At 61.0% G+C, this 25,191-nt stretch carries 21 protein-coding genes and 1 pseudogene; 13 read left to right on the plus strand and 9 right to left on the minus strand.

The features are described 5' to 3' along the window. The first annotated feature begins 92 nt into the window (after positions 1-92). The 5 genes from AC244Q_RS16605 to AC244Q_RS16625 all read left to right on the plus strand — a co-directional run bounded on the left by AC244Q_RS16605 (position 93) and on the right by AC244Q_RS16625 (position 4,853). Positions 93-260: a hypothetical protein gene (locus AC244Q_RS16605; protein ID WP_155248925.1), complete on the plus strand. Its 168-nt coding sequence runs from the start codon at positions 93-95 to the stop codon at positions 258-260. Beyond that, a complete protein-coding gene (locus AC244Q_RS16610) occupies positions 242-1,651 on the plus strand; it encodes a circularly permuted type 2 ATP-grasp protein (RefSeq protein ID WP_012758570.1) in 1,410 nt (469 codons plus the stop codon). The genes AC244Q_RS16605 and AC244Q_RS16610 overlap by 19 nt, the downstream gene beginning before the upstream one ends. Then, on the plus strand, positions 1,651-2,592 hold the full coding sequence (locus AC244Q_RS16615; RefSeq protein WP_003561792.1) for an alpha-E domain-containing protein: 942 nt from the start codon (positions 1,651-1,653) through the stop codon (positions 2,590-2,592). The genes AC244Q_RS16610 and AC244Q_RS16615 overlap by 1 nt, the downstream gene beginning before the upstream one ends. Before the next feature lie 12 nt (positions 2,593-2,604). Next, positions 2,605-3,429, plus strand: a complete 825-nt coding sequence (locus AC244Q_RS16620) for a transglutaminase family protein (RefSeq protein ID WP_012758571.1) — start codon at positions 2,605-2,607, stop codon at positions 3,427-3,429. 362 nt (positions 3,430-3,791) lie between these two features. After that, positions 3,792-4,853 carry an HD domain-containing phosphohydrolase gene (locus AC244Q_RS16625; RefSeq protein WP_012758572.1) on the plus strand — a complete coding sequence of 354 codons (1,062 nt, stop codon included), beginning with the start codon at positions 3,792-3,794 and terminating at the stop codon, positions 4,851-4,853. A gap of 90 nt (positions 4,854-4,943) precedes the next feature. Here AC244Q_RS16625 and araD read toward each other — a convergent pair whose 3' ends face one another. The 6 genes from araD to chvE form a co-directional block, all read right to left on the minus strand. Next, positions 4,944-6,683 carry an L-arabinonate dehydratase gene (gene araD / locus AC244Q_RS16630; protein WP_017994899.1) on the minus strand — a complete coding sequence of 580 codons (1,740 nt, stop codon included), beginning with the start codon at positions 6,681-6,683 and terminating at the stop codon, positions 4,944-4,946. A gap of 61 nt (positions 6,684-6,744) precedes the next feature. Then, on the minus strand, positions 6,745-8,178 hold the full coding sequence (locus tag AC244Q_RS16635) for an aldehyde dehydrogenase family protein (protein WP_012758574.1): 1,434 nt from the start codon (positions 8,176-8,178) through the stop codon (positions 6,745-6,747). Between the two features lie 69 nt (positions 8,179-8,247). Further along, on the minus strand, positions 8,248-9,243 hold the full coding sequence (araD1, locus tag AC244Q_RS16640) for an AraD1 family protein (RefSeq protein ID WP_128406826.1): 996 nt from the start codon (positions 9,241-9,243) through the stop codon (positions 8,248-8,250). Positions 9,244-9,361: 118 nt separating this feature from the next. Further along, positions 9,362-10,573 (minus strand): multiple monosaccharide ABC transporter permease, encoded by a 1,212-nt coding sequence (gene mmsB, locus AC244Q_RS16645; protein WP_003561801.1) that lies wholly within the window; start codon positions 10,571-10,573, stop codon positions 9,362-9,364. Then, complete coding sequence (gene mmsA, locus AC244Q_RS16650) at positions 10,570-12,108, minus strand: multiple monosaccharide ABC transporter ATP-binding protein (protein WP_012758576.1); 1,539 nt, start codon at positions 12,106-12,108, stop codon at positions 10,570-10,572. The genes mmsB and mmsA overlap by 4 nt, the downstream gene beginning before the upstream one ends. A gap of 92 nt (positions 12,109-12,200) precedes the next feature. Continuing rightward, positions 12,201-13,265 (minus strand): multiple monosaccharide ABC transporter substrate-binding protein, encoded by a 1,065-nt coding sequence (gene chvE, locus AC244Q_RS16655; RefSeq protein WP_012758577.1) that lies wholly within the window; start codon positions 13,263-13,265, stop codon positions 12,201-12,203. Between the two features lie 270 nt (positions 13,266-13,535). Here chvE and AC244Q_RS16660 point away from each other — a divergent pair, with 270 nt between their 5' ends. The 3 genes from AC244Q_RS16660 (at position 13,536) to AC244Q_RS16670 (ending at position 16,385) form a co-directional block, all read left to right on the plus strand. After that, a complete protein-coding gene (locus tag AC244Q_RS16660) occupies positions 13,536-14,540 on the plus strand; it encodes a LysR family transcriptional regulator (protein WP_020487016.1) in 1,005 nt (334 codons plus the stop codon). A gap of 182 nt (positions 14,541-14,722) precedes the next feature. Further along, complete coding sequence (locus tag AC244Q_RS16665) at positions 14,723-15,196, plus strand: hypothetical protein (RefSeq protein WP_128406827.1); 474 nt, start codon at positions 14,723-14,725, stop codon at positions 15,194-15,196. Between the two features lie 310 nt (positions 15,197-15,506). Then, positions 15,507-16,385, plus strand: coding sequence for a Hint domain-containing protein (locus AC244Q_RS16670; RefSeq protein ID WP_012758580.1), 879 nt, complete (start codon positions 15,507-15,509; stop codon positions 16,383-16,385). A gap of 120 nt (positions 16,386-16,505) precedes the next feature. Here AC244Q_RS16670 and AC244Q_RS16675 read toward each other — a convergent pair. After that, positions 16,506-16,732 (minus strand): annotated as a pseudogene (locus AC244Q_RS16675) (hypothetical protein). Between the two features lie 170 nt (positions 16,733-16,902). Then, entirely contained in the window at positions 16,903-17,184 is a 282-nt protein-coding gene (locus AC244Q_RS16680) for a hypothetical protein (RefSeq protein WP_026157448.1), read from the minus strand. Between the two features lie 313 nt (positions 17,185-17,497). Between AC244Q_RS16680 and iolG the strand changes: the two genes are divergently transcribed. After that, positions 17,498-18,490 (plus strand): inositol 2-dehydrogenase, encoded by a 993-nt coding sequence (gene iolG, locus AC244Q_RS16685; protein WP_012758583.1) that lies wholly within the window; start codon positions 17,498-17,500, stop codon positions 18,488-18,490. Between the two features lie 337 nt (positions 18,491-18,827). Next, complete coding sequence (locus AC244Q_RS16690; protein ID WP_128406828.1) at positions 18,828-20,036, plus strand: helix-turn-helix domain-containing protein; 1,209 nt, start codon at positions 18,828-18,830, stop codon at positions 20,034-20,036. 143 nt (positions 20,037-20,179) lie between these two features. Here the strand turns inward: AC244Q_RS16690 and AC244Q_RS16695 are convergent, their stop codons facing one another. Beyond that, the gene (locus AC244Q_RS16695; RefSeq protein WP_113546063.1) at positions 20,180-21,430 is read right to left on the minus strand and encodes an ROK family transcriptional regulator; all 1,251 of its coding nucleotides are present in this window, start codon (positions 21,428-21,430) and stop codon (positions 20,180-20,182) included. 227 nt (positions 21,431-21,657) lie between these two features. Between AC244Q_RS16695 and xylF the strand changes: the two genes are divergently transcribed. The 3 genes from xylF to AC244Q_RS16710 all read left to right on the plus strand — a co-directional run bounded on the left by xylF (position 21,658) and on the right by AC244Q_RS16710 (position 25,075). Next, the gene (xylF, locus tag AC244Q_RS16700; protein WP_003542055.1) at positions 21,658-22,698 is read left to right on the plus strand and encodes a D-xylose ABC transporter substrate-binding protein; all 1,041 of its coding nucleotides are present in this window, start codon (positions 21,658-21,660) and stop codon (positions 22,696-22,698) included. Positions 22,699-22,964: 266 nt separating this feature from the next. Next, the gene (locus AC244Q_RS16705; protein WP_012758585.1) at positions 22,965-24,278 is read left to right on the plus strand and encodes a sugar ABC transporter permease; all 1,314 of its coding nucleotides are present in this window, start codon (positions 22,965-22,967) and stop codon (positions 24,276-24,278) included. 14 nt (positions 24,279-24,292) lie between these two features. Next, positions 24,293-25,075 carry an ATP-binding cassette domain-containing protein gene (locus AC244Q_RS16710; RefSeq protein WP_003561812.1) on the plus strand — a complete coding sequence of 261 codons (783 nt, stop codon included), beginning with the start codon at positions 24,293-24,295 and terminating at the stop codon, positions 25,073-25,075. Positions 25,076-25,191 lie beyond the last annotated feature (116 nt).

A 25,191-nucleotide genomic window follows, 5' to 3' on the forward strand; every position in this document is an offset into this window, starting at 1 on the left:
AGGGGCGGCGAGCCTCGCACACATGACCATATTCGATCGCCTTGACAGAACGAAAAACGGTCACATGCTCAGATTTTGCGCAGACACCTTGGATGAATATCCGCCATGCCGCAGCGCATCACTTTAAATGCCCAGATTTTCACCCGTTTCCCGCAGCGCAAAATCTTTTCCCTGAACTGCGCATGGTTCTTGCATTGCCATTTGCGTTGTATTCAAATGAACAAAAAGGGGAGCCGCGCTTTTGGCATTTGATGAAATGATTACCGGGGACGAAAGCCCTCGCCCGCCTTACGACAAATACTTCGAGTGGTACAACAGCCAAGACCGGGCGCATCTGATTGCCAAGTCCCGCGATGCGGAAAACATCTTCCGGAAGACCGGCATCACCTTCGCGGTCTACGGCCATGCCGACAGTTCCGAAAAGCTCATCCCCTTCGACATCATTCCCCGCATCATCTCCGCCCGCGAATGGCGCAAGCTCGCCCAAGGCATCGAGCAGCGGGTGATCGCGCTCAACGCCTTTCTCGACGATATCTACCATAAGCAGGAGATCATCCGCGCCGGCCGCGTTCCGCGTGAGCTGATCGAGAATAACGTCACCTTCATCCCCGAAATGATCGGTTTCCGGCCGCCCGGCGGCGTCTATACCCACATCGTCGGCACCGACATCGTGCGCACCGGAGAGGACCAGTTTTACGTGCTGGAGGATAATGCCCGCACGCCCTCCGGTGTCAGCTACATGCTGGAAAACCGGGAAACCATGATGCAGATGTTCCCTGAGCTCTTTCATGAGAACAAGGTGCAACGTGTCGAGGATTATCCCTACCTGCTGCGTCAGAGCCTCGCCTCGCTTGCCCCTCCCGGCTGCAAGGGCAAGCCGCGCGTCGCCGTGCTGACGCCGGGCATTTACAATTCCGCGTATTACGAGCATTCGTTCCTCGCCGACATGATGGGCGTCGAACTGGTCGAAGGCGCGGATCTGCGCGTCATCGACGGCAAGGTGAAAATGAGGACGACACGCGGTTACGAGGCGATCGACGTGCTCTACCGCCGCGTCGACGATGACTTCCTCGATCCCCTGACCTTCCGGTCCGATTCCGCGCTCGGCATTCCCGGCATCATGGATGTCTACCGCTCCGGCAACATCACCATCGCCAATGCGCCGGGCACCGGCATTTGCGACGACAAGGCGATCTACTCCTATATGCCCGAGATCGTCGAATTCTATACCGGCCGCAAGGCGCTGCTCGAAAACGTGCCGACCTGGCGCTGTTCGGAAGCCGACAGCCTGAAATATGTGCTGGAACACCTGGAAGAGCTGGTGGTCAAGGAGGTGCACGGCTCCGGCGGCTACGGCATGCTGGTCGGCCCGACGGCATCGAAGAAGGAGCGCGCCGATTTCGCCGAAAAGCTGAAGGCCAAACCGAACAATTACATCGCCCAGCCAACGCTGTCGCTCTCCACGGTGCCGATCCTCGTCAACAAGGGCATTGCGCCGCGCCATGTCGACCTTCGCCCCTATGTGCTTGTATCCGACAAGGTGCAGATCATTCCGGGCGGGCTCACCCGCGTAGCGCTGAAGCAGGGCTCGCTGGTGGTCAATTCCAGCCAGGGCGGCGGCACCAAAGACACTTGGGTATTGGAGGACTGATGCTCGGAAGAACAGCAAACGGCCTCTACTGGATGTTTCGTTACATCGAGCGCGCCGAAAATATAGCCCGCCTGATCGATGCGGGGTTGCGCATGTCGCTGACCCGCAGCAGCACCGGTGATGACAATTGGGATGGCGTTCTACAAAGTGCGGGCGTGCGCGAGGCTTATGATGAGGGCCATAACAAGCTGACCAACGCCGACGCGATCGACTATCTCCTGCGCGATCGCACCAATCCGTCGAGCGTCATGTCTTGCATCGATTCCGGCCGCAACAATGCCCGCATGGTGCGCACGGCGCTGACGCGGGAGACCTGGGAAGCCACCAACGAATGCTGGATCGACTTGAAGTCGCTGCTCGAAAAGCGCGTCAAGGCGGCTGAAATGCCCGAGGTGATCGATGTCATCAAGCGCCGCGCCGGCCTCATCCGCGGTGCCTTCCATGGCTCGACACTGCGCAACGAGCTCTATAATTTTGCCCGCATCGGCACCTTCATCGAGCGGGCCGACAATACCAGCCGCATCCTCGACGTGAAATATTACGTGCTGCTGCCCTCGGTCTCGGCCGTCGGCTCCTCCCTCGACAATGTGCAGTGGGAATCGATCCTGCGATCGGTCTCCGCGCACCGCGCCTATAGTTGGGCCTATGACGGCGAATACCGGGCGATGAACATCGCCGACTTCTTGACGCTGAATGTCCAGATGCCACGCTCGCTTGCCTATTGCTACGAGAAGATCGTCAGCAATCTCGGCTATCTTGCCCAGGATTACGAGGCGCGGCTCCCTGCCCACGATACCGCGGATTCAATCCGCACCACGCTGCAGACGAGGGCGATCCGGGATATCATGGATCAGGGCCTGCACGAGTTCCTGGAGGATTTCGTCTCGCGCAACAACAAGCTCGGCGCGGAAATTTCCGATGGCTACCGGTTCTATGTATAAGCGGATAACAACATGAGACTGAAGATCAGCCACCTCACCGAATACCGCTACGACGAACCGGCGCAGTTCTCGCTGCAACGGCTGCGGCTGACGCCGCCAACGAACTCCACTCAAAAAGTACTCGGCTGGGCCCTGAAGGTCGAGGGCGCTACGCCGGAGGTCGAATATGACGACCAGTACGGCAATCACGTCAATCTAGTCTCGCTGGAAGGCGAACAAGAGGTGACGCGTATCCTCGCCGAAGGCGAGGTCGAGACGGGGGACAACAACGGCGTCACCGGTCCGCATACCGGCTTCTGCCCGCTTTGGCTCTTCCTGCGCGACACACCGCTGACAAAGGGTGGCAAGCTGGTGAAGGAACTGATCAAGGGCGTCGGTGGCGATAACGAGCTCGCCCGCATGCATGCGCTGATGGCGGCGATCCACGAAACGGTCGATTATAGGCCCGGCACCAGCAATACCGAGACGACGGCCGAGCAGGCGCTGGAGAGGAAGAGCGGCGTCTGTCAGGACCATGCGCATATTTTCATCGCCGCCGCCCGCGCCCTGCAGGTGCCGGCGCGTTACATCTCCGGTTATTTGATGATGGAGGAAAAGATCGAACAGGCGGCGACCCATGCCTGGGCAGAGGCCCATATTCCCGGCCTCGGCTGGGTCGGCTTCGATCCCGCCAACGAGATCTGCCCGGATGCCCGTTACATCAGAGTCGCCTCCGGCCTCTGCTATCGTGATGCCGCGCCGATTTCAGGCATGCGCATCGGCACGCCGGGCGAAACGCTGACGGTCACCGTGAAGGTCGAGGACGGCGGACAGATGCAAAGCCAGAGCCAGAGCTGAACATACATGCAGCTTTATCGCACCCTGCGATTGGCCGGTAGAATAGCTGCCGAACTCGTCGCGAAACAAACATGTTGGACTTGAATATAGCGACCGACGGTCTCGAAATTCCGCTGTTTTCCGACACCCATCACACGTCATAATTGCCGTTCGTCAATTTTTCATTGCAGACTAACTCTATTTTAAGGCCGCAGGCACAAGCTTGTCTGCGGCGACGCCTAGTGTATTTCGGCAGGCGTCGTTTAAGAAGCGGCATGATGCAAGCTTTCATAATGATCTTCAGTTGCCGGCATGGATGAGGCGACGAACGCGCCCTCCGATGAGGGCAGCCTGTTTGCTTCTGGGATTTAACGGGATCGTCCATGCCTCTTCTTATCGTCGACGACAGCGAATCCAGCCTTCTCGCCCTTGAGACCGCAGTCTGTGGTTTCGCCGGCTGTGTGGTCGAAAGCTTCACCAATCCGCTCGAAGCCCTTGCCCGCTGCCGGGAGGTCGATTTCGACGTTGTGCTGGTGGATTATATGATGCCTGAGATGAACGGTATCGAGATGATCCGCAGGCTGCGGCGCCAGCCGGGTTATGAGGATGTGCCCGTCGTGATGATCACCTCGCAGGCGAAGCGGTCGGTTCGGCTGGAAGCGCTGGAGGCCGGCGCCACGGATTTTCTCGCCAAGCCCTTCGACCCCTTGGAACTGCAGGCACGCGTCCTCAACCTGATGGCCCTGCACAAGGCCCAGCTGGCGCTTGCCGACCGGGCGAAATCACTGGACATGGCCTTCCGCCACGCCACCGAACAGGCCGACATGCGCGAGCAGGAGATCATCTGGTGCCTTGCCCAAGCGATGGCCTCGCGCGACGGCAATACCGGCGACCATATCGAGCGCGTCGCCAATATCGCCGAGCTGATCGCCGAAGGCCTCGGCCTCGATCGCATCCAGCGGCGCAATATCTATCTCGCTGCTCCCCTGCACGATATCGGCAAGATCGCCATTCCCGATGCCATCTTGCAGAAGCCGGGCAAGCTCGAGCGGCACGAGATCGAACGCATGCGCGAGCATGTCCCAATCGGCGTCGCCATTCTGGCCAACAGCTCCGCCGAGCTCTCCCGCGTCGCGACCGCCATCATCGCCGGCCATCATGAGAAATGGGACGGAACCGGCTATCCAAAGGGCCTGTCCGGCGACGCCATCCCGATCGAAGCGCGCATCGTCGCCGTCGCCGACGTCTTCGAAGCGCTCTGCTCCGACCGGCCCTACAAGCAGGCCTGGCCGATCGAGCGGGCTTACGAGGAAATCATCGCCTGCAGCGGATCGCATTTCGACCCCGCCTGCGTCGCCGCTTTCCGCCGCAAATGGCCGGCAATCCGCGCGCTCTTCGAACATGGCGCCGACGAAGATCACAGCATGGTGGTCTCAAACGCCTGATCACCATTAGCCTGCAAGGAACCGGCGGACAAAAAAAGAGGCGGGGTGATACCCCGCCTCTTCGTCGATTCACTGTCCTGATTGCACCTGTTAATGGCTGTCCTTGCCGACCGCGTTTCCACGACATCCCTTCAGGAAGTCGAGATCGGCGCCGGTATCGGCCCCTTCGACATGCTGCTGATGCAGGAAGGCATAGCCGGATGTGGGCAGGTCATGGTTCGGCTGCCACTCAGCGAGCCGCCGCGCCAGTTCCTCATCGGAAATGTCGAGATGCAGACGACGGTTCGGCACATCCAGCTCGATCATGTCGCCGTTTTTCACGACTGCGAGCGGACCGCCGACCGCCGCTTCCGGCGAGGTGTGCAGCACGACGGTACCGTAGGCAGTTCCGGACATGCGGGCGTCGGAAATACGCACCATGTCGAGGATGCCCTTCTTGAGCACCTTCGGCGGCAGACCCATGTTGCCGACCTCGGCCATCCCGGGATAGCCCTTCGGCCCACAGTTCTTCATGACCATGATGCAGGTTTCGTCGATGTCGAGGTTCTCGTCGTTTATCTTGGCCTTGTAGTCGTCGATGTCCTCAAACACGACCGCCCTGCCCCGGTGCACCAGCAGATGTGGCGAAGCCGCCGAAGGCTTCAACACCGCGCCCTTCGGCGCGAGATTGCCGCGCAGCACGACGATGCCGCCCGAAGCTGTCAGCGCCTTTTCGGCCGGAAGGATAACGTCTTCGTTCCAGTTGACGACGTCCTTGACCTCGTCCCAGACGGTTTCGCCGGATACCGTCAGCGCATCCTTGTGCAGCAGGCCCGCCTCGCCGAGGCGCTTCAGCACCACCGGCAGGCCGCCGGCATAGAAGAACTCCTCCATCAGATACTTGCCCGATGGCATCAGGTTGACGATGGTCGGGACGTCACGGCCGCAGCGATCCCAGTCGTCAAGCGAAAGATCGATGCCGACACGGCCGGCAATGGCGAGCAGGTGGATGACGGCGTTGGTCGATCCGCCGATGGCCGCGTTGGTGCGGATGGCATTCTCGAAGGCTTGCTTCGTCATGATCTCGGAGGGCTTCAGGTCATCCTTGACCATCTGCACGATACGCCGGCCGGTCAGCTGCGCCATGACCTTGCGGCGGGAATCGACGCCCGGGATCGCGGCGTTGCCTGACAGAGCCATGCCGAGTGCCTCGGCCATGGAAGCCATGGTGGAGGCGGTGCCCATGGTGTTGCAGGTGCCCGACGAACGGCTCATCGAGGCCTCAGCCTCGAGGAATTCGGCCTGCGTCATCTCGCCGGCCTTCACCATTTCGGAAAACTTCCACAGATGCGTGCCCGAGCCGACCCGTTCGCCACGGAAATAGCCGTTTAGCATCGGTCCGCCTGTGACGACGATAGAAGGCAGGTCGCAGGAAGCCGCCCCCATGATAAGCGACGGCGTGGTCTTGTCGCAGCCAACCAACAATACGCAGCCATCCATCGGCTGGCCGCGGATCGCCTCTTCTACCGCCAACGCGGCAAGATTGCGGTACATCATCGCGGTCGGGCGGAAGGTGTTTTCGGATGCCGAGAACACCGGCACCTCGAGCGGGAAGCCGCCGGCCTCCCATACGCCCGCCTTCACCTTCTCGGCGAGCTCTCTGAGATGACCGTTGCAGGGGGTCATATCCGACCAGGTGTTGAGGATGCCGATCACCGGCCGGCCGTCGAACAGGTCGTGCGGATAACCCTGGTTCTTAAGCCAGCCGCGGTGATAAATCACGTCGCGGCTCGTACCGCCGTACCATTCCTGCGACCTCAGCCTGCGCGGCCATTCCGCTTTCTTTTTCATAGTCTCTATCCTTCAGGATATCGCCGGACCGCCTCGTACGGCCCGGGTTATCGCACTTGTCTCAAGCCAGGGTGTAGGCGGTCTTGACGGTTGTGTAGAATTCGGCGGCGTACTTGCCCTGCTCGCGCGGGCCGTAAGACGAGCCCTTGCGGCCGCCGAACGGCACGTGGAAATCGACGCCTGCCGTCGGCAGGTTGACCATCACCATGCCGGCCTCGGAATTGCGCTTGAAATGCGTGGCATGTTTCAGGCTAGTCGTGGCGATGCCGGCCGAAAGGCCGAACGGCGTGTCATTGGCCGTCGCCAGCGCCTCGTCGTAATCCTTCGCCCGGATTACCGACACCACGGGCCCGAAGATCTCCTCGCGCGAGATCCGCATCTGGTTGGTCGCTTCGGTGAACAGCGTCGGCTGCAGATAGAAGCCGGGCGTTTCGCGGGAGATCACCTCGCCGCCAAAGGCGAGTTTGGCGCCTTCCGACTTGCCGATCTCGATATAGTCCGTATCGGTCTTCAACTGCCGCTCATCGACGACGGGGCCGATATGAGTGCCGGCCTTCAGGGCGTTGTCGACGACCAGCGTCTTCAGCTTATCGGTCAGCGCGGCGACGAACTTGTCGTGAATGCCTTCGGTGACGATCAGCCGCGAGGAAGCGGTGCAACGCTGGCCGGTCGAGAAGAAGCCGGAATTGGCGGCCGCCTCGACGGCGACGTTGAGATCGGCATCGTCGAGCACGACCATCGGGTTCTTGCCGCCCATTTCCAGCTGGAACTTGCGGTTATGCTCGATGGAGGCGGCGGCGACGCGTCTGCCGGTGCCGGTGGAACCGGTGAAGGTGATGCCGTGAACGTCGGGGCTTTCGAGCATGGCCTGGCCGACGACCGAGCCCTTGCCCATGACGAGGTTCAGCACGCCCTTCGGCAGGCCGGCGCGGTGCAGGATATCGACGATCGCCCAGGAACAGGCGGGCACCAGTTCGGCCGGCTTGAAGACGATAGTGTTGCCGTAGCAGAGCGCCGGCGCGATCTTCCAGGCGGGAATGGCGATCGGGAAGTTCCACGGCGTAATGATGCCGATGACGCCGAGCGCCTCGCGGGTGATCTCGACACCGATATTCGGGCGAACCGACGGAAGGACCTCACCGGCCAGCCGCAGTGCCTCGCCGGCGAAGAATTCGAAAATCTGCGACGCGCGGATCACCTCGCCGGTGGCTTCCGGCAGCGTCTTGCCTTCTTCGCGGGCAAGCAGCGCACCGAGCTCATCCTTGCGCGCCATGATCTCGTCGCCTGTCTTCTTCAGGATGACGTGGCGCTCCCAGATGCCGGAGCGCGACCAGGCTGGGAAGGCAGCCTTGGCGGCAGCAATGGCGTTTCTCGTGTCGTCTGCGCTGCCATCGGCATAGAGGCCGACGACCTCATTCGTATCCGATGGGTTGATATTCTTCGTCGCGTTCGAGCCGACCCATTCGCCGGCGATCAGGTTTTGATAAATGGTCATGGGCTTAACAAGCCTCCTTTACCGTTTACGAGCAAAGAGCCGGCCGCCGGATGCGGCCAGGTCTTGAATTCAGAGCTGCCTGACGGCGATCTCTTCCTCGGCGGCCACCTTCAGCGGATTGCGGAGCGCCAGGCCGAATTCGGCAACTTCGATCTCGAAGACGTCGCCCTCTTCGGTCTTGACGCCGTCGGCAAAGGAAAGGGTCGCCGTGCCGAACATATGGACATGCACATCGCCCGGAGCACGGAAGAGGCCATATTTGAAATGGTGATATTCCAGATTGGCGAAGGTGTGCGACATGTTCGCCTCACCGGATAGGAACGGCTTTTCGAAGATCACCTTGTCGCCGCGCTTGATGCGCGAGGTGCCGCGAATATCCTCCGGGGCAGCGCCGACACGGATTTCCGGGCCGAAGCTGGCCGGGCGCAGCTTCGAATGGGCGAGATAGAGATAGTTGATCCGCTCGGTGACGTGATCGGAAAATTCGTTCGACAGCGCAAAACCGATACGGAAGGGCGAGCCGTCCTTGCCGATCACGTAGATGCCGGCCATCTCCGGCTCTTCACCGCCGTCGAGCGCGAAGGAGGGCGAGAGGAGGGGCGCGCCAGGGGCTGCGGCGCCATGGCCGTTGCCCTTGTAGAACCATTCGGGCTGGACGCCCTTTTCGCCGGCCTTCGGCTTGCCGTTCTCAAGGCCCATCTTGAACATCTTCATCGAGTCCGTGAGGGTTTCCTCGGCGGCCTCGGTGGTCTTCTTGTGCATGGAATCGCGCGTTGCTGCCGAGCCCAAATGTGTCAGGCCGGTGCCGGTCAGATGCAGGTGCGCGGCATCTGGATGGGTGATCGGCGGAAGGAAGCGGTCTTCCGCATAGGCCTTTTCAAGATCGACGGCGTCCCCGTAGCCATGCGCTTCGATGACTGAGGCAAGAGACTTGCCGCCGTCGGCGGCTTCCATCGCCAGCGCATAGACGCTGACGGCGTTCTTGATCGACCTTGCAGCGCCGCCCTGCTCACGCACGGCGACGATGATCTCTCCGTTTACACCCTTGATCTGTGAAATAAGCACGTCTTCGATCCTTCTCGTTTCGGCGAAGACAGGAAAAAGCTCCGCCTGTCCGGCTCCATCAGGAGCCGGAATCCATCATTCATATGACTGCGAATGCCTGGCTGACGCCTTGAGACGCTCAGCCCTTGTTTTTATTGTAGACGTCGAAGAACACGGCAGCGAGAAGCACCGCACCCTTGACCATCTGCTGCGAGTCCGTGCCGAGACCGTGGATCGACATGCCGTTGTTCATGATGCCCATGATCAGAGCCCCGATAACAGCGCCGGTCACCTTGCCGACGCCGCCCTGGGCGGATGCGCCGCCGATGAAGCAGGCCGCGATCACGTCGAGTTCAAGACCAAAGCCGCCCTTGGCCGTCGCCGAGTTGAGACGCAGGGCAACGATCAGTCCGGCCAGTCCGGCAAGCAGACCCATATTTGCGAACGTCAGGAAGGTCAGCCGCTCGGTGTTGATACCGGAAAGCTTCGTCGCCTTCTCATTGCCGCCCATGGCGTAGATGCGGCGGCCGATCGTCGTCCGGCGGGTAATGAAGGCATAGGCGGCCACCAGAACAAGCATGACCATCAGCACGTTCGGGAAGCCGCGATAGATCGACAGCTGGTAGCCGAGCGCCAGAATGGCGAGCGTGACGAGGGCGTTCTGGGCGAGGAAAAAGCCCAGCGGCTCGACATCATTGCCATGCTTTTCATTCGATAGGCGCTTGCGCCATGCCAGATAGAAGAGGGTTACGGCGCCGACAACGGTCAGAATGATCGAGGTCGAGTTGATGCCGCCCATATCGAAAGCGTTCGGCAGGAAGCCGATGCTGATCAGCTGGAAAGCCGGCGGGAAAGGACCGATGCTGGTGCCGGTCCCCGATGCCGTCATCACGAACAGCGTCAGGCCGCGGAAGACCAGCATGCCGGCCAACGTGACGATGAAGGACGGGATCTTGTGATACGCGACGAAATAGCCCTGGATGCCGCCGACAAGCGCGCCCATGGCAAGGCAGACGATACCCGCCAGAACATAATTGGTGTGCCATTGCACCGTCATTACGCCGGCGATAGCGCCGATAAAGCCGACGACCGATCCCACCGAAAGATCGATATGGCCGGCAACGATCACCAGCAGCATGCCGAGCGCCATGATGACGATGAACGAGTTCTGCAGAATGATGTTTGTCAGGTTGAGCGGCCTGAAGAGAACGCCACCGGTCGAAAACTGGAAGAACACCATGATCGCGATAAGCGCGATAAACATGCCATATTCGCGGATGTTGCCGCGAACGTAGTCTCCGATGGAGACGACACGCCCTTGCTCTGCGATGGGTTGATTGATCGGCGTCATTGTTTCTTCTCCCCTGAGCGCATGATAGCGCGCATGATGGTTTCCTGGCTTGCTTCTCCCTTCGGCAGTTCCGCGACGATGCGTCCTTCGTTCATCACGTAGATGCGGTCACACGTGCCGAGCAGTTCGGGCATTTCCGACGAGATCATCAGAACGCCCTTTCCATCGGCGGCAAGCTGGTTGATGATAGTATAGATTTCGTATTTTGCGCCAACATCGATGCCGCGCGTCGGCTCGTCGAGGATCAAAATATCGGGATTGGAGAACAGCCATTTCGACAGCACCACCTTCTGCTGGTTGCCGCCGGAAAGATTGACCGTCTCCTGGAAAATGCTGGAGGAACGGATACGCAACTTCGACCGATAGTCGGTCGCAACCCGCGCTTCCTTGAAGCTGTCGATAACGGACGCGTTCGACACCGCCGCCAAATTAACGAGCGTCGTGTTGTGCAGGATCGTGTCGTTGAGCACGAGGCCGAGCTGCTTGCGGTCTTCGGTGACGTAGGCGAGCCCGGCATCGATTGCCTTGCGCACGGTGCTGACATCGACCGGCTTGCCGTGCATCAGCGCCTCGCCCGAAACCTTGTGGCCATAGGCCTTGCCGAACAGGCTCATGGCGAATTCTGTGCGCCCTGCCCCCATCAGGCCGGCGATGCCGACGACTTCGCCCTTGCGGACGGTGACGTTGATATTGTGCAGGACCTGACGGTCGCGGTGCTGCTGGTGGTAGGCGTTCCAGTTCTTCACTTCGAGAATGGTTTCGCCGATCGGCACCGAACGCGGCGGATAGCGGTCTTCAAGATCGCGGCCGACCATGTTGCGGATGATGATGTCTTCGCTGATCTCGTCCGCGTGACAGTCGAGCGTCTTGACTGTCATGCCGTCACGCAGGACCGTGATCTGGTCGGCGACCTTGCGGATCTCGTTCAGCTTGTGGGAAATGATGATGGAGGTGATGCCCTGCTTGCGGAACTCCATGAGCAGAGTGAGCAGCGCGTCGGAATCGCGTTCATTCAGCGAGGCGGTCGGCTCGTCCAGGATGAGCAGCTTGACGCTCTTCGACAGCGCCTTGGCGATCTCGACGAGCTGCTGCTTGCCGACGCCGATGTCGGTGACCAGCGTGTTCGGAGATTCGGACAGGCCTACTTTCTTCAGCAGCTGCTTGGTGCGGTTGAATGTCTCGTCCCAGCTGATGACGCCGCTCTTGGCATTCTCGTTGCCAAGGAAGATGTTTTCGCCGATCGACAGCAACGGCACGAGCGCCAGTTCCTGGTGAATGATGACGATGCCGATTTCTTCGGAGTCCTTCAGGACCTTGAAGTTGCGCGTCTCACCTTCGTAGATGATGTCGCCTTCATAGCTTCCTGTCGGATAGACGCCGGATAGCACCTTCATCAGGGTCGATTTGCCGGCCCCGTTTTCGCCCACCAATGCGTGGATTTCACCCTGGCGAACCTTGAGGTTCACATTCTCCAGCGCCTTGACGCCCGGGAACGTCTTGGTGATGCTCCGCATTTCGAGGATAGTATTGTCCATAGTCAAAGTTCCAGCGCCTGCAGCCGTCAACCAGCCGGGCGATCATAAAATCGAAGACCGGAACCCGCAAGCGCGGGCTCCGGTCCTTCTCATTACTTCAGCTTGTCTTCAGAGTAGTAACCGCTGTCGACGAGAATCTGCTTGTAGTTGGTCTTGTCGACGGCAACCGGCTTCAGCAGATAGGACGGGACGACCTTGACGCCGTTGTCGTAGGTCTTCGTGTCGTTGACCTCCGGATCCTTGCCGGACATCACAGCGTCGACCATGGCAACAGTGACCTTGGCGAGTTCGCGGGTGTCCTTGAAGATCGTCGAGTGCTGTTCGCCAGCGATGATCGACTTGACCGACGGGATTTCAGCGTCCTGACCGGTGACGATCGGGAGCGGCTGAGCCGCAGTACCGTAACCAACGCCCTTCAGCGAGGAGATGATACCGATGGACAGACCGTCGTAAGGCGACAGAACGGCATCGACCTTGGCGTCGGTGTAGTTAGCCGAGAGCAGGTTGTCCATGCGGGCCTGGGCCGTTGCCGGATCCCAACGCAGCGTGCCGACCTTGTCCATGCCGGTCTGGCCGGACTTCACGACGAGCTTGCCGCTGTCGATGTAAGGCTGCAGGACGGACATGGCGCCATCATAGAAGAAGAAGGCGTTGTTGTCGTCAGGCGAGCCGCCGAACAGTTCGATGTTGAACGGGCCCTTGCCGTCCTTGAGGCCGAGGCCGTCAACGATGGAGCCAGCCTGCAGAACGCCGACCTGGAAGTTGTCGAACGTCGCGTAGTAGTCGACGTTGCCCGAATCGCGGATCAGACGGTCATAAGCGATGACCTTGATGCCGGCGTCGTGTGCCTTCTGGAGAACGTCGGAAAGCGTCGTGCCGTCGATCGAAGCGATGACGAGAACCTTGGCACCCTTGGTGACCATGTTTTCGATCTGCGAAAGCTGGTTCGGAATGTCGTCGTCGCCATACTGCAGGTCAGTGCCGTAACCGGCAGCCTGGAGCTGCTTGACGATGTTGTTGCCGTCGTCGATCCAGCGGGCAGAAGCCTTGGTCGGCATTGCGATGCCGACAGTGCCCTTATCCGCGGCCAGAGCCGGTGCAACGAACGAAGCGACGCCGAAGGCAGCCGCAGCCATCAATGAGATAATGGATTTCATTTCTCTCTCCCTTGTTAATAAGCAGCGGACGAAAAATCGCCCGCCCCGAAACTGTGGCAGGTTCCGTATTGGATAGTTACTTCAGATGGTGAGAAACGAAGTAGGTCTCCTCCACGATCTCACACGTGTTGAGTGCCAACCAGCACACGGCGGCAAACTGGTATGGATTCCTATAACTGTCAAATAGAATAAGTGCTAACGTGCATAACAATTTTGGTATATCGTTAAAAAGTATTACTTTTGATGGAGCGCAGCGAGGAGGTTGCAACCATGACGGTTATTTCTGAGCCATTTTTGATGGATCACGTCGATATCCACAGCGATAATTTCGGCGATGACAGCCTTTTGCGTGCAGGACTTAAGCTGAATCACCTGCGCATGATCGTCGCAATCGAAGATAGCGGACAGATTTCCGCAGCTGCGGAAGTCCTGAACATTTCGCAGCCCGCCGCATCGCGGATGTTGTCCGAAATGGAATCGATCACCAAGACGTCGCTCTATGAGCGGGTGGCCCGCGGCGTGGTTCTGACGACCTTCGGCGCAGCGCTTGCCCGAAGGGCTCGGAAGATCCTCCTGGAACTGCGCGAGGCGAGCCGCGAGATTGGCGAATTGAAAAGCGGCAAGGGCGGTTCGGTCTTCATCGGCGCGGTGACCGCGCCGGCCATGAGCCTCGTCGTGCCGGCGATCAACAAGGTGCGCAAGGCTTATCCCGGCATCGAAATCAACATCCAGGTGGAGACGAGCAATGTGCTTGCCCGCGAACTGCTCGCCGCCCGCCATGACTTCATCATCGGCCGCATTCCCGATGATCTCAACCCGCGCCTGTTCGAGGTGACGGAGATCGGCATCGAGCGGGCTTGCCTGATCGTGCGCAGCCGCCATCCGCTTATGAAGCACAAGATGAGCAGCCTCGCCGACGTCAGGGATTACGACTGGGTGTTCCAGCCGCCCGGCACGCTGCTGCGCCGCACGATCGAGGACGTTTTCCTGTCGCGTGGCGTGGCGCTGCCCGAAAACATCGTCAACACCTCCTCGCTGCTTCTGACCTGCGCCATCATCTGCGAGACCGATGCGATCGCTCCGGTCGCCGTCGACGTCGCCCAGTTCCTTGCCAGCCAAGGCTCGAATGCCTCGGATGTGCGCATGCTGCCGATCGATTTCGACATCAACGTCAAGCCCTACAGCATGATCACGGCGAGGGAACGGGCGCTGCCGCCGAGCGCAAGGCTGCTCTACGACATCATCCTTGAGGAGAGCCGCAAGCAGGCCGGCTGACGACACCCGCAAGCCCTGCACCATCTTGCTCTCTTTTAATGCGCCTCGAGCAATTCCAGCAAAAGTGTGCAGCGGTTTTGCCGGGAAAAGCGCGAAGCGACTTTCCCAGGAATTGCGTGAACAAGGAGATAGAGCATTTCCGTGGTTCGAAGAAAAACGGAAATGCTCTCAAGGAAGGCGGGATGCTGTTCGGACGGTCGGTATTTCAATCAGTCCTCGAGCGGCTGAAGGCGGAGGACGAGACGGCCGAAGACGCCGAAGCGCCGGCCGTCCATCGCGTCTCCGGTCTTGGCACCGGGCTTGCCTTCGATGTCATGGAGGGCGTCTCGGCCGTCTCGCAACGCGTCGGCCAGGCCTATTTCGACAATCTGGAACTCGATCCCGCCGCCGCGATCGCGGAGGAACCGGCGCCTGCGCCCCCACCCGAGCCCGTCATGCCGGACCATCTCGCCCGCATCGCTCCGGAAGAGATCGCCGCGGAACTCGCGATCGCTGCCGCCGATACCCAACAGACGCTGAACGAGAAGCGGCGCGCCTTTGCCAAGGCCAATCATCCTGATGGCATCGCAGAGCCTTTCCGCGACAATGCCAACAGGCGCATGATGATCGCCAATCTGCTGATCGACGAGGCGATGCGCCGGCTGCCGCACAGCTGAAGCTTTCTCGAACGCAGACAAACGTTCCGAGGCTTTGGAAGAGCCGCCGTTTCCGGCTCGATTCGCGAATTCTATATGGGCTGCTTTTCCTGCGTTTCAACCTGTGGCCATGGTAATCAGTTTGATTCTTTCGCGTTCGGGTAGCAGATAAATCTCCCGCTTTTTGGCAGCGGCAATAGCGTATTTCGGGACCCCAATAGACCATGCCTACGCCCTTTTCGGTAGGACCTAGCGCAATTTAGCGAAATTGAATGCGATACAACCCAGTGTAACATAGGGTGGTGTAAATGTTTTTCAGGAGAGCGCCGACATGTCATCTACGGAAGATCCGAAGCTACCACGCAACACTGCGCGCAGACATTTTCTAGGTGTAGCCGCAGCCGCCGGAGCTCGTATTGCCGGCGTGGCCGCCTTGGCCGCAGCAATTACCACCTCTCCGGCCAATGCGCTGGGGCGGCTTTGGGGACGGGGCGGCTCCGGTGGAGGCTCTGGCGGGAGCGGTGGCTCAGGCGGAAGTGGTGGCTCCAGTGGCGGTGGCGGCAGCGGGAGCGGCGCACAATGTTTCCTGCGGGGAACGGCGATCCTCACGGATTGCGGTGAGAAGCCTGTCGAGGATCTGCGCATCGGCGATCGCGTTGCCCTTCCTGACGGTAGCACGCGTTCCGTAAAGTGGGTCGGCCGCCAAAGCTTCAAGAAGAGCGGCGCGCGCTGGCAGAAGGACGTCGTGCCTATCCGGGTTTCACGCCACGCACTGGGCGGGCACGCACCCCATTCGGATCTCTATCTGTCGCCTGGCCATGCGCTGCACCTGAACGGCATTCTGATCCAGGTAAAGGACCTCGTGAACGGCACGACGATTGCATCGGTCACTCCCGCCGCCGACGTATCGATCGAGTACTATGCCGTCATGCTCGATACGCACGAAGCTATCCTTGCCGAAGGTGCTGAGGCCGAGTCCTTCCATCTGAAGAACAGCAATCACGAGAACTTCTGCAATTTTCCAGAGTACGAGCGTCTCTATGGCAAGGAACGCATCGTGATGACATCCTTTGCGCCGTTGCTGGGAGGTGGCTGGTCACATTTGAAGGCGCTTCTCCTGCTCGGCGTTTCGCCGCTGGTACCGATGCACGATCCATTCGGGAATGCCTGCGAAAAGATCGACGCGCAAGCCAAGGAATTGTCACTCTGACAGGACGGGAATGCGCCGGGGATCGGGCTGGCTGCACGCGAAGCCGTGCGTCGGTTTTGCGAGAGTATCAAGCCAGACGTCAAGCGTGGCGCGCATCGGAAAGATCGCGGCACGCTTTGATTATTCGGCCTTCTTCTCTTCGTCACCTGCCGGCTCGTTCCCGTCCGCGTCATCGGGTGTGACGACTGCAGTCTCGGGCGGCGCCGGATCGAAGGCCAGATCAGCATATAGCCAGATCGGCATATAGAAGGAATAGACACCCGCACCGCCGGCCAGCACGCCCAGAAAGGGTCGCCGCCGACGAATTCGACGATCGCCCATCCAAAACAGACGACGACAATGAGCACGCGGAACCAAAGGTGCCGGTAGGCCGCTGACGCTCCGTGAAAAGCGCCGCGCCTTCACGCGCGCCAATCATCCCGATGGCATAGAATTGCTCTTTCGCGACAATGCGACGAAGCGCATGATGCTGGCCAATCTGCTGATCGACGAAGCGCTGCGGCGATTGAGCCGCTGACTATTCCGCCTGCCCGTCCTTAGGAGGTTTTTCAGCGGCCGCCGCGGGTTCGTCCTCGTCCTCGGGGTCCGGCTGCACGGGCAGCTCGATGGCCGGAGGCTGCGGATTGAAGGTCCAGAACAATATATAGAAGGAATAGGCGCCTGCCCCGCCGGCCAGCACCGCCCAGAACGGATCGCCGGTGACAAGTTCGACCACGGCCCAGCCGAAGCAGACGGCAACAATGGCAATTCGCACCCAGAGGCGCCGATATGCCGGATGATTCGGATCTATGAGTTGCATTCCTGCCCCGCGGTCGCATTTGTCGCACTGCCTTCGGCCCATGCCGTGATTGTCTCTAGAGCCTTTCCTGGTCAGATTAAAGTATTCTCTTGGCTGAAAGGCCGGGCATCTTTCCGCCAGGATCAGAAGCGATCGGCTCTGCCCTGACCAAAACCTGCTCCGGCAGAATAGTTCAATCCGACCAGGACAGGCCTGGTTCGAATCTTGCAAATGTGAAAGATCCGCGGGCTTGACGCGGTCCACAGAAGGTGGAATGAAAATTCCATAATTTTGGCAGTTCGGTTTATTTGTTCCGAATTCAAGGGAGGTTAGAATGACAGTGAGATTTGGTCTTCTCGGCGCCGGCCGCATTGGCAAAGTTCATGCAAAGGCTGTCAGCGGCGACGCCAATGCAAAGCTCGTTGCGGTCGCAGACGCCTTTCCGCAGGCAGCCGACGCGATCGCCTCCGCCTATGGCTGCGAGGTCCGCACCATCGAGGCGATCGAGGCAGCCAAGGATATCGACGCCGTCGTCATCTGCACGCCGACGGATACCCATGCCGACCTGATCGAGCGCTTCGCCCGCGCCGGCAAGGCGATCTTCTGCGAAAAGCCGATCGACCTCGACGTCGCCCGCGTCAAGGCCTGCATCAAGGTGGTGGAAGAGACCGGCGCCAAGCTGATGGTCGGCTTCAACCGCCGCTTCGACCCGCATTTCATGGCGGTGCGCAAAGTCATCGACGAAGGCAAGATCGGCGATGTCGAGATGGTGACGATCACCTCGCGTGACCCCGGCGCCCCGCCGGTCGATTACATCAAGCGCTCCGGCGGTATCTTCCGCGACATGACGATCCATGACTTCGACATGGCCCGCTTCCTGCTCGGCGAAGAACCGGTGTCGGTTTTCGCGACCGCCGCGGTGCTCGTCGACAAGGCGATCGGCGAAGCTGGCGACTATGACAGCGTCTCGGTCATCCTGCAGACGAAATCCGGCAAGCAGGCCATCATCTCCAACTCCCGCCGCGCCACCTACGGCTACGATCAGCGCATCGAGGCGCACGGCTCCAAGGGCCTCGTCTCGGCCGAAAACCAGCGCCCGGTCTCGATCGAAGTCGCAAACGGCGAAGGCTACACCCGCCCGCCGCTGCATGACTTCTTCATGACCCGTTATACCGAAGCCTATGCAAACGAGATCGCCAGCTTCATCGCCGCGATCGAGAAGGGCTCCAAGATCTCTCCATCAGGCGCCGATGGCCTCGCAGCGCTGGCACTCGCCGATGCCGCGGTCCAGTCCGTCAAGGAAGGCAAGCTCATCAAGATCGGCTGACGGCCCTCTCCCGGCCGGAAGCCATGCATGAGATGGCCGGGCACTTGCCCGGCCATTTCGCGTTTCAGAGATCTTTTGGTGAACGGCGTGCCGCAACGCCCCCCTCTGGCCTGCCGGCCATCTCCCCCACAGGTGGGGAGATTGGCTGGCCGCGCTTGCTCGCCCGACAACAGGCGTCACAGCACGACGAAACGCTAGACGGGCGGTAAGGTTTAGCCACTTGTGATCTCCCCACCTGTGGGGGAGATGGCCGGCAGGTGTCCGACCCGGATAGATAGGTAACAGAACGGACCGTTTACATAGGTGACAGTTCTCTAGCAGCCGGGAGGGCCCGGCGATGGTTTGGAGAGAGACTGGCATCATGGACGAGCGGCTGCGCTTTGTTGGGGAATGTCTTGCGGGCGAGGAGACGATGACGGCGCTGTGTGCGGCCTACGGGATATCGCGCAAGACGGGCTACAAATGGTTGGAGCGGTATCGGGCGCTCGGCCCTGCGGGGCTTATCGACCTGCCGCGGGCGCCGCTTGAGCACGGGCGGGCAACGGCGGCGGAGCTGGTGGCGCGGATCGTGGCGGAGAAGGAGGCGAATCCGCAGTGGGGGCCGAAGAAGGTGCTGGCGCGGCTGAAGCGGTCGGCGCCGCAGCTTTGCTGGCCGGCGGCCTCGACGATAGGCGAGATCCTGAAGCGACACGGGCTGGTCGGGCGCCGGCGGCATCGCTGGCGGGCGGCTGGTTGCGGCCCGTTCGCGCCGGCCAACGGGCCCAATGCGGTGTGGAGCGCCGATTACAAGGGCTGGTTCAGGACCCGCGATGGGCGGCGCTGCGAGCCACTGACGGTGATGGATACGGCGAGCCGCTTTCTGCTGGCGCTGGAAGCCTGCGCGACGCCGGCCGAGGTAGAGGCCTGGCCGGTGTTCGAGCGGCTGTTTGCCGAGCACGGACTGCCGGAGCGCTTTCGCAGCGACAACGGTTCGCCCTTCGCGGCGATCGGCGTCACCGGGCTGACGACGCTTGCTGTACGGTTCATCAAGCTCGGCATCAGCCTGGAGCGCATCCAGCCGGGCAAACCGCAGCAGAACGGCCGCCACGAACGCTTCCATCTGACGATGCTGCCGCTGGCCATGGCGCCGGAGGTCGACCATGCCGCGCAGCAGGCGGTCTTTGACGCATTTCGCCAGAATTACAACGCCGAGCGTCCACACGAGGCGCTCGCTATGGACGTGCCTGCTGATCATTACCGACCATCACTGCGGCGCCTGCCCGACCGCCTGCCTGAACCGGACTATCCGGCCGAGGCGGCGGTGCGCCGGGTGCGCTCCAATGGCGAGATCAAATGGAACGGTGACCTCGTCTATGTCGCAGCAGCGCTGGCCGGCGAGGTCGTGGCGATCGAGGAGAGTGAAGCGGGCATCTGGACGCTACGCTTCCATGCCCATCCGCTCGGCATCATCGACAAGAAGACCAAGCGGCTTGTCCGCCCCAGCGCCCTGCAACCCCGACCAGCCGGCGCAGGGGCGGACACTGGTCTACAAGGGGGAGAACTGTAACCCATCTATCCGGTTCAATCTGTTACCCATCTATCGGCTGGACACAGGCCAGAGGGGGGCTGGCACGGCACACCCCTCAAAGTCGCATACTACCGACTGGCCCGTTGCTGCTGCAATCACCACACGTCGGTTCAAAGAAACCCTCAACCCGATTCCTGAATAATCGCCGATGCCTGGATTCCCTGAACGCCCGAGAGAACGATATCCTCGTCGATGACAGACAGCGCCCGGTTCAGATGTCCTTCGAAGACGAGGATCTGCTCGTCGGCCACCACCCTGATCTCGGGCATGCCTTCCATGCGCACAATATGCGACTGCCCGAGACCCTCTTCGATCCCTTGCCGAAGAAGGTCGTAATAACGCGTGCCCGGCCCGGTGATGGCGATCGGCATGCGCTCCGTCAAGCTCAGCATGCGCGACAGCCCGTTGCCGAGCGCCAGCCCCGCCTGGCGGAAGGCAAAGGCGGGGACGCGGTGGCCCTGGCGCGCCTTTGCGGCGATCTTGTCCAGTTCCGCCACCGGCACGAACTTTGCCGGGATCGTATCGAGCGGCACTTCGAAGGCGCTGCGCAGGATCGCGTAGAAACCGGCATAGGCCTCGATGCAGCCGCGGGTGCCGCAGCGGCAGAGCCCACCGTTGGCCATGTGCAGCATGTGCCCGAAATTCGGCGCCGATATCTCCTGGCCCGTCTGGTTGCCGCGCCTGACGATGCCAAGCCCGACGCTGTGGCCGAGCGAAAGGGCGGCGAGCGAACGGAAATCGGCGCCCTTCACCATCTCCTCACGCGCGCCGAGCGCGGCTGCGACCAGCAGCGTCTCGTTGTCGAGGATCACCTTGGCCTGCCATTCCGGCCGGAGTGCCGATTCGAAATCGATCTGGTCGCTGCCGAAGATCGGCGACCATACCAGAACCGGCTCCGTCGAATTGACCAGCCCCTTGCTGCTGATCGAGATCAGCAGCACCTTTTCTTGGCTGATCTTCGAACGATCGAGAATACGCAAAAGCCCGGCCCGCACCGCAGCGACGAAGCGGGCAGCGCCTGCAGGATCATGCGAACGTTCCTCACTGAAGCGGTCGATCAGCTTGCCGGCATAATCGACCAGCGAATATTGCACCGCATCCGAGGAGATGATGACGACGATAAGATAGCCGCAATCGCGCCGCTGGCGCAGCAGCACGCGTGGCCGGCCGCGGCCGCTTGCCGGCTGATGTTCCGACTTTTCGATGATCTGGGCTTTTTCCAGCTCAGTGGTGATCGCCGAAATGGTGGCCGACGACAGCCCGGTGAAATCGGATATTTCGGTATGCGCGAGCGCACCGTGGCGACGCAGCACGGACAGCACGAGCACGCTGTTTCTCTGCCGGACCAGCTCCGTGCTCGATTTGGTCAGCATGAATGCCGCCCTCTCCTCCTGCTTGCTCTTCCCGTGGTTTCCACTGCATCTCCAGCCGATGTTTCGCAAGGAAATTAAGCTGGCAGTGCAGTGTTGACAGTTGAAAAAATCTCTGACACTAAATTTCTCGACTGTCGAGAAAAAAATCCGAACCTTTCTCGACAGCTATTCGCGGTGGCCGGAGGAAGCATGGGCTGGGCCGGTCGCAATCCACTCGGGAGGACATTATGAAGTCTATTTTGAAATTGATGGCAGGTGCTGCCATCCTCGTTTCCGTGCATACCGCTGCCATGGCTGCCGATCTCGTCGTCGGTGTTTCCTGGTCGAATTTCCAGGAAGAACGCTGGAAGACGGACGAAGCCGCCATCAAGAAGGCTCTCGAAGCCAAGGGCGCCAAGTATATTTCCGCTGACGCGCAGTCTTCTGCCGCAAAGCAGCTTACCGACGTCGAATCGCTGATCTCCCAGGGCGCCAACGCGCTGATCATTCTCGCCCAGGATTCCGATGCGATCGGCCCGGCCATCGAGAAGGCCGCCGCTGAAGGCATCCCCGTCGTCGGCTACGACCGCCTGATCGAAAACCCAGCTGCCTTCTACATTACCTTCGACAACAAGGAAGTCGGCCGACTGCAGGCTGAAGGCGTTTTCAAGGCCAAGCCGGAAGGCAATTACGTCTTCATCAAGGGCTCGTCTTCCGATCCGAATGCTGACTTCCTGTTCTCGGGCCAGCAGGAAGTCCTGAAGGCCGCCATCGACGCCGGCAAGATCAAGAATGTCGGCGAAGCCTATACCGACGGCTGGCTGCCGGAGAACGCTCAGCGCAACATGGAGCAGTTCCTGACCGCCAACAACAACAAGGTTGACGCCGTCGTCGCCTCGAATGACGGCACCGCCGGTGGCGCGATCGCTGCTCTCGACGCACAGGGCCTCGCCGGCTCCGTTCCGGTTTCCGGCCAGGACGGTGACAAGGCGGCCCTCAACCGCATCGCTCTCGGCACGCAGACGGTTTCCGTCTGGAAGGACAGCCGCGAACTCGGCCAGCGCGCCGCTGAAATCGCTCTCGACCTCGCCGGCGGCAAGGACATGAGCAAGATCGACGGCGCCCAGGCTTTCAAGGGCGGCCCCAAGGGCGTCGAAATGCAGTCGGTCTTCCTGAAGCCGCTTGCGATCACCAAGGACAATCTGAACGTCGTCATCGACGCCGGCTGGATCTCCAAGGCGGAAGCGTGCCAGGGCGTCAAGGCCGACAGCGTCGCTGCCTGCAAGTAAGCCAGGGCTTGTAAACTGGAATTGCCGGCGCCGCAGCGAAACACCGTTGCGGCGCCGGATGCGGATGAGAATTCCAACGACGAAGTTTTCTCCGCCTCGCCGCACCATCGCGGGTTTTCATTCCCTGCCGGAAGGGTGTCGCGACGCCACGCGACCGGCTTCCGGAAGCATCGCGATGGTGAGTTGAAGAACAGATGCATGACGCCGATGGCAGCCTCTAGCACGCCGGCGCGTCCGTCCAAACAAAGTGGGGGAACGGCAAACCCATGGCCGAAATGGTAAAATCCACAACATCAAGCGGACCGCGAGCGGCGGAAGCCAGTCCGGTGACCCGCTTTTTCCGCGCCACCGAGATCGACACGCGTCTGCTCGGCATGATCGGCGCGCTGATCATCATCTGGATCGGCTTCCACATCATCACCGGCGGCCTCTTCCTGACTCCGCGCAATCTCTGGAACCTCTCGGTCCAGACGACCGACATCGCCGTCATGACGACGGGCATGGTGCTGATCATCGTCACCCGCAACATCGACCTTTCGGTCGGTTCCGTGCTCGGCCTCTGCGGCATGATCATGGGCGTGACGCAGGCCAAGATCCTGCCGGAATATATCGGTTTCGACAGCCCCTTCACCTGGGCGATCACGCTGCTGGTCGGATTGGCGGCAGGCTGCCTGATCGGCGCCTTCCAGGGCATCATCATCGCCTTCCTCAACGTTCCCTCCTTCATCGTCACGCTCGGCGGCCTGCTCGTCTGGCGCGGCGCCACCTGGCTCGTCACCAGCGGCCAGACGGTTGCGCCGATGGACCAGACCTTCCGCATCATGGGCGGCGGTGCCGAAGGCTCGATCGGCGCCACCTGGAGCTGGATTGTCGGCATCTGCGCCTGCCTCTTCGTCATCGCCAGCATCGTCGGCTCGCGCCGGCAGCGCCGGCGCTTCGGTTTCCCCCGCCGGCCGATGTGGGCTGAATATTTCCTCGCCATCCTGAGCTGCGTGCTCATCCTCGGCGCGGTCTGGATCGCCAACAGCTATTACTGGCCGATCAACATCGCCAAGAAATATGCCGAGACCAACAATATTCCCTGGCCCGAGACCGGCCTGGATATCCCCTACGGTATCGCCGTGCCGGTGCTGATCGCCATCGTCGTCGGCATCATCATGACCTTCATCGCGACAAGGCTGCGCTTCGGCCGCTACGTCTTCGCAATCGGCGGCAACCCCGAAGCGGCCGAGCTCGCCGGCATCAAGACCCGCTGGGTCACCGTGCGCATCTTCGCGCTGATGGGCATTCTCGCAGCCATAGCAGCGGCGATCTCCACCGCCCGCCTCAATGCCGCGACCAACTCGCAGGGTACGCTCGACGAGCTCTACACCATCGCCGCCGCCGTCATTGGCGGAACGTCGCTGGCAGGCGGTACCGGCACCATCGCCGGCGCCATGCTCGGCGCGCTCGTCATGCAGTCGCTGCAGTCGGGCATGGTGCTCGCGCATGTCGATACGCCGCTGCAGAGCGTCGTCGTCGGCACCGTCCTTGTCGTGGCGGTCTGGCTCGACACCGTCTACCGCGCCCGTGCCAAGTGAGAGGAGCCCCAGACATGGCTGATCAACGCACTCCCCTCGTGGAACTGAAAAACATCTCGATCTCCTTCGGCGGCATTCACGCCGTGGACAATGCCTCGGTCGATCTCTACCCCGGCGAAGTGGTCGCCTTGCTCGGCCATAACGGCGCCGGCAAGTCGACGCTCATCAAGATCCTCTCCGGCGCCTACAAGCGTGATGGCGGCGAGATCCTGATCAACGGCGAGCCTGCCGATATCCGCAATCCGCGCGATGCCAAGAAATACGGGATCGAGACGATCTACCAGACGCTCGCCGTCGCCGACAATGTCGACGCCGCCGCCAACCTCTATCTCGGCCGCGAGCTGAAGACCCGCTGGGGCACGCTCGACGACGTGGCGATGGAAGCCTCGGCCCGCGAGGTGATGGGGCGCCTCAACCCCAACTTCAAGCGCTTCAAGGAGCCGGTGAAGGCGCTTTCGGGCGGCCAGCGGCAATCGGTGGCGATCGCCCGTGCGATCCTCTTCAACGCCCGCATCCTGATCATGGACGAGCCGACGGCAGCGCTCGGCCCCCAGGAGACGGCGCAGGTTGGCGAGCTGATCAAGCAACTGAAGAAGGAAGGCATCGGCATCTTCCTCATCAGCCACGACATCCACGACGTCTTCGACCTCGCCGACCGCGTCTCGGTGATGAAGAACGGCCAGGTCGTCGGCCACGCCCGCACCGAGGATGTGACCAAGGACGAGGTCCTCGGCATGATCATCCTCGGCAAGGTACCGTCAAAGGCCATCCCCGGCCCCGGCGCCATGCAGATCTGACCGCCACAAAGCGACAGCTCGCGACAAACACACTCCGCCGCCCGCAAGGCCGGCGGAGATTTTTGTAAGCATTCCCCGGGCCGACGGATAAAAACACCCTTCAAAGCGCAAGCACC

Source organism: Rhizobium sp. CB2179 (assembly GCF_057653455.1).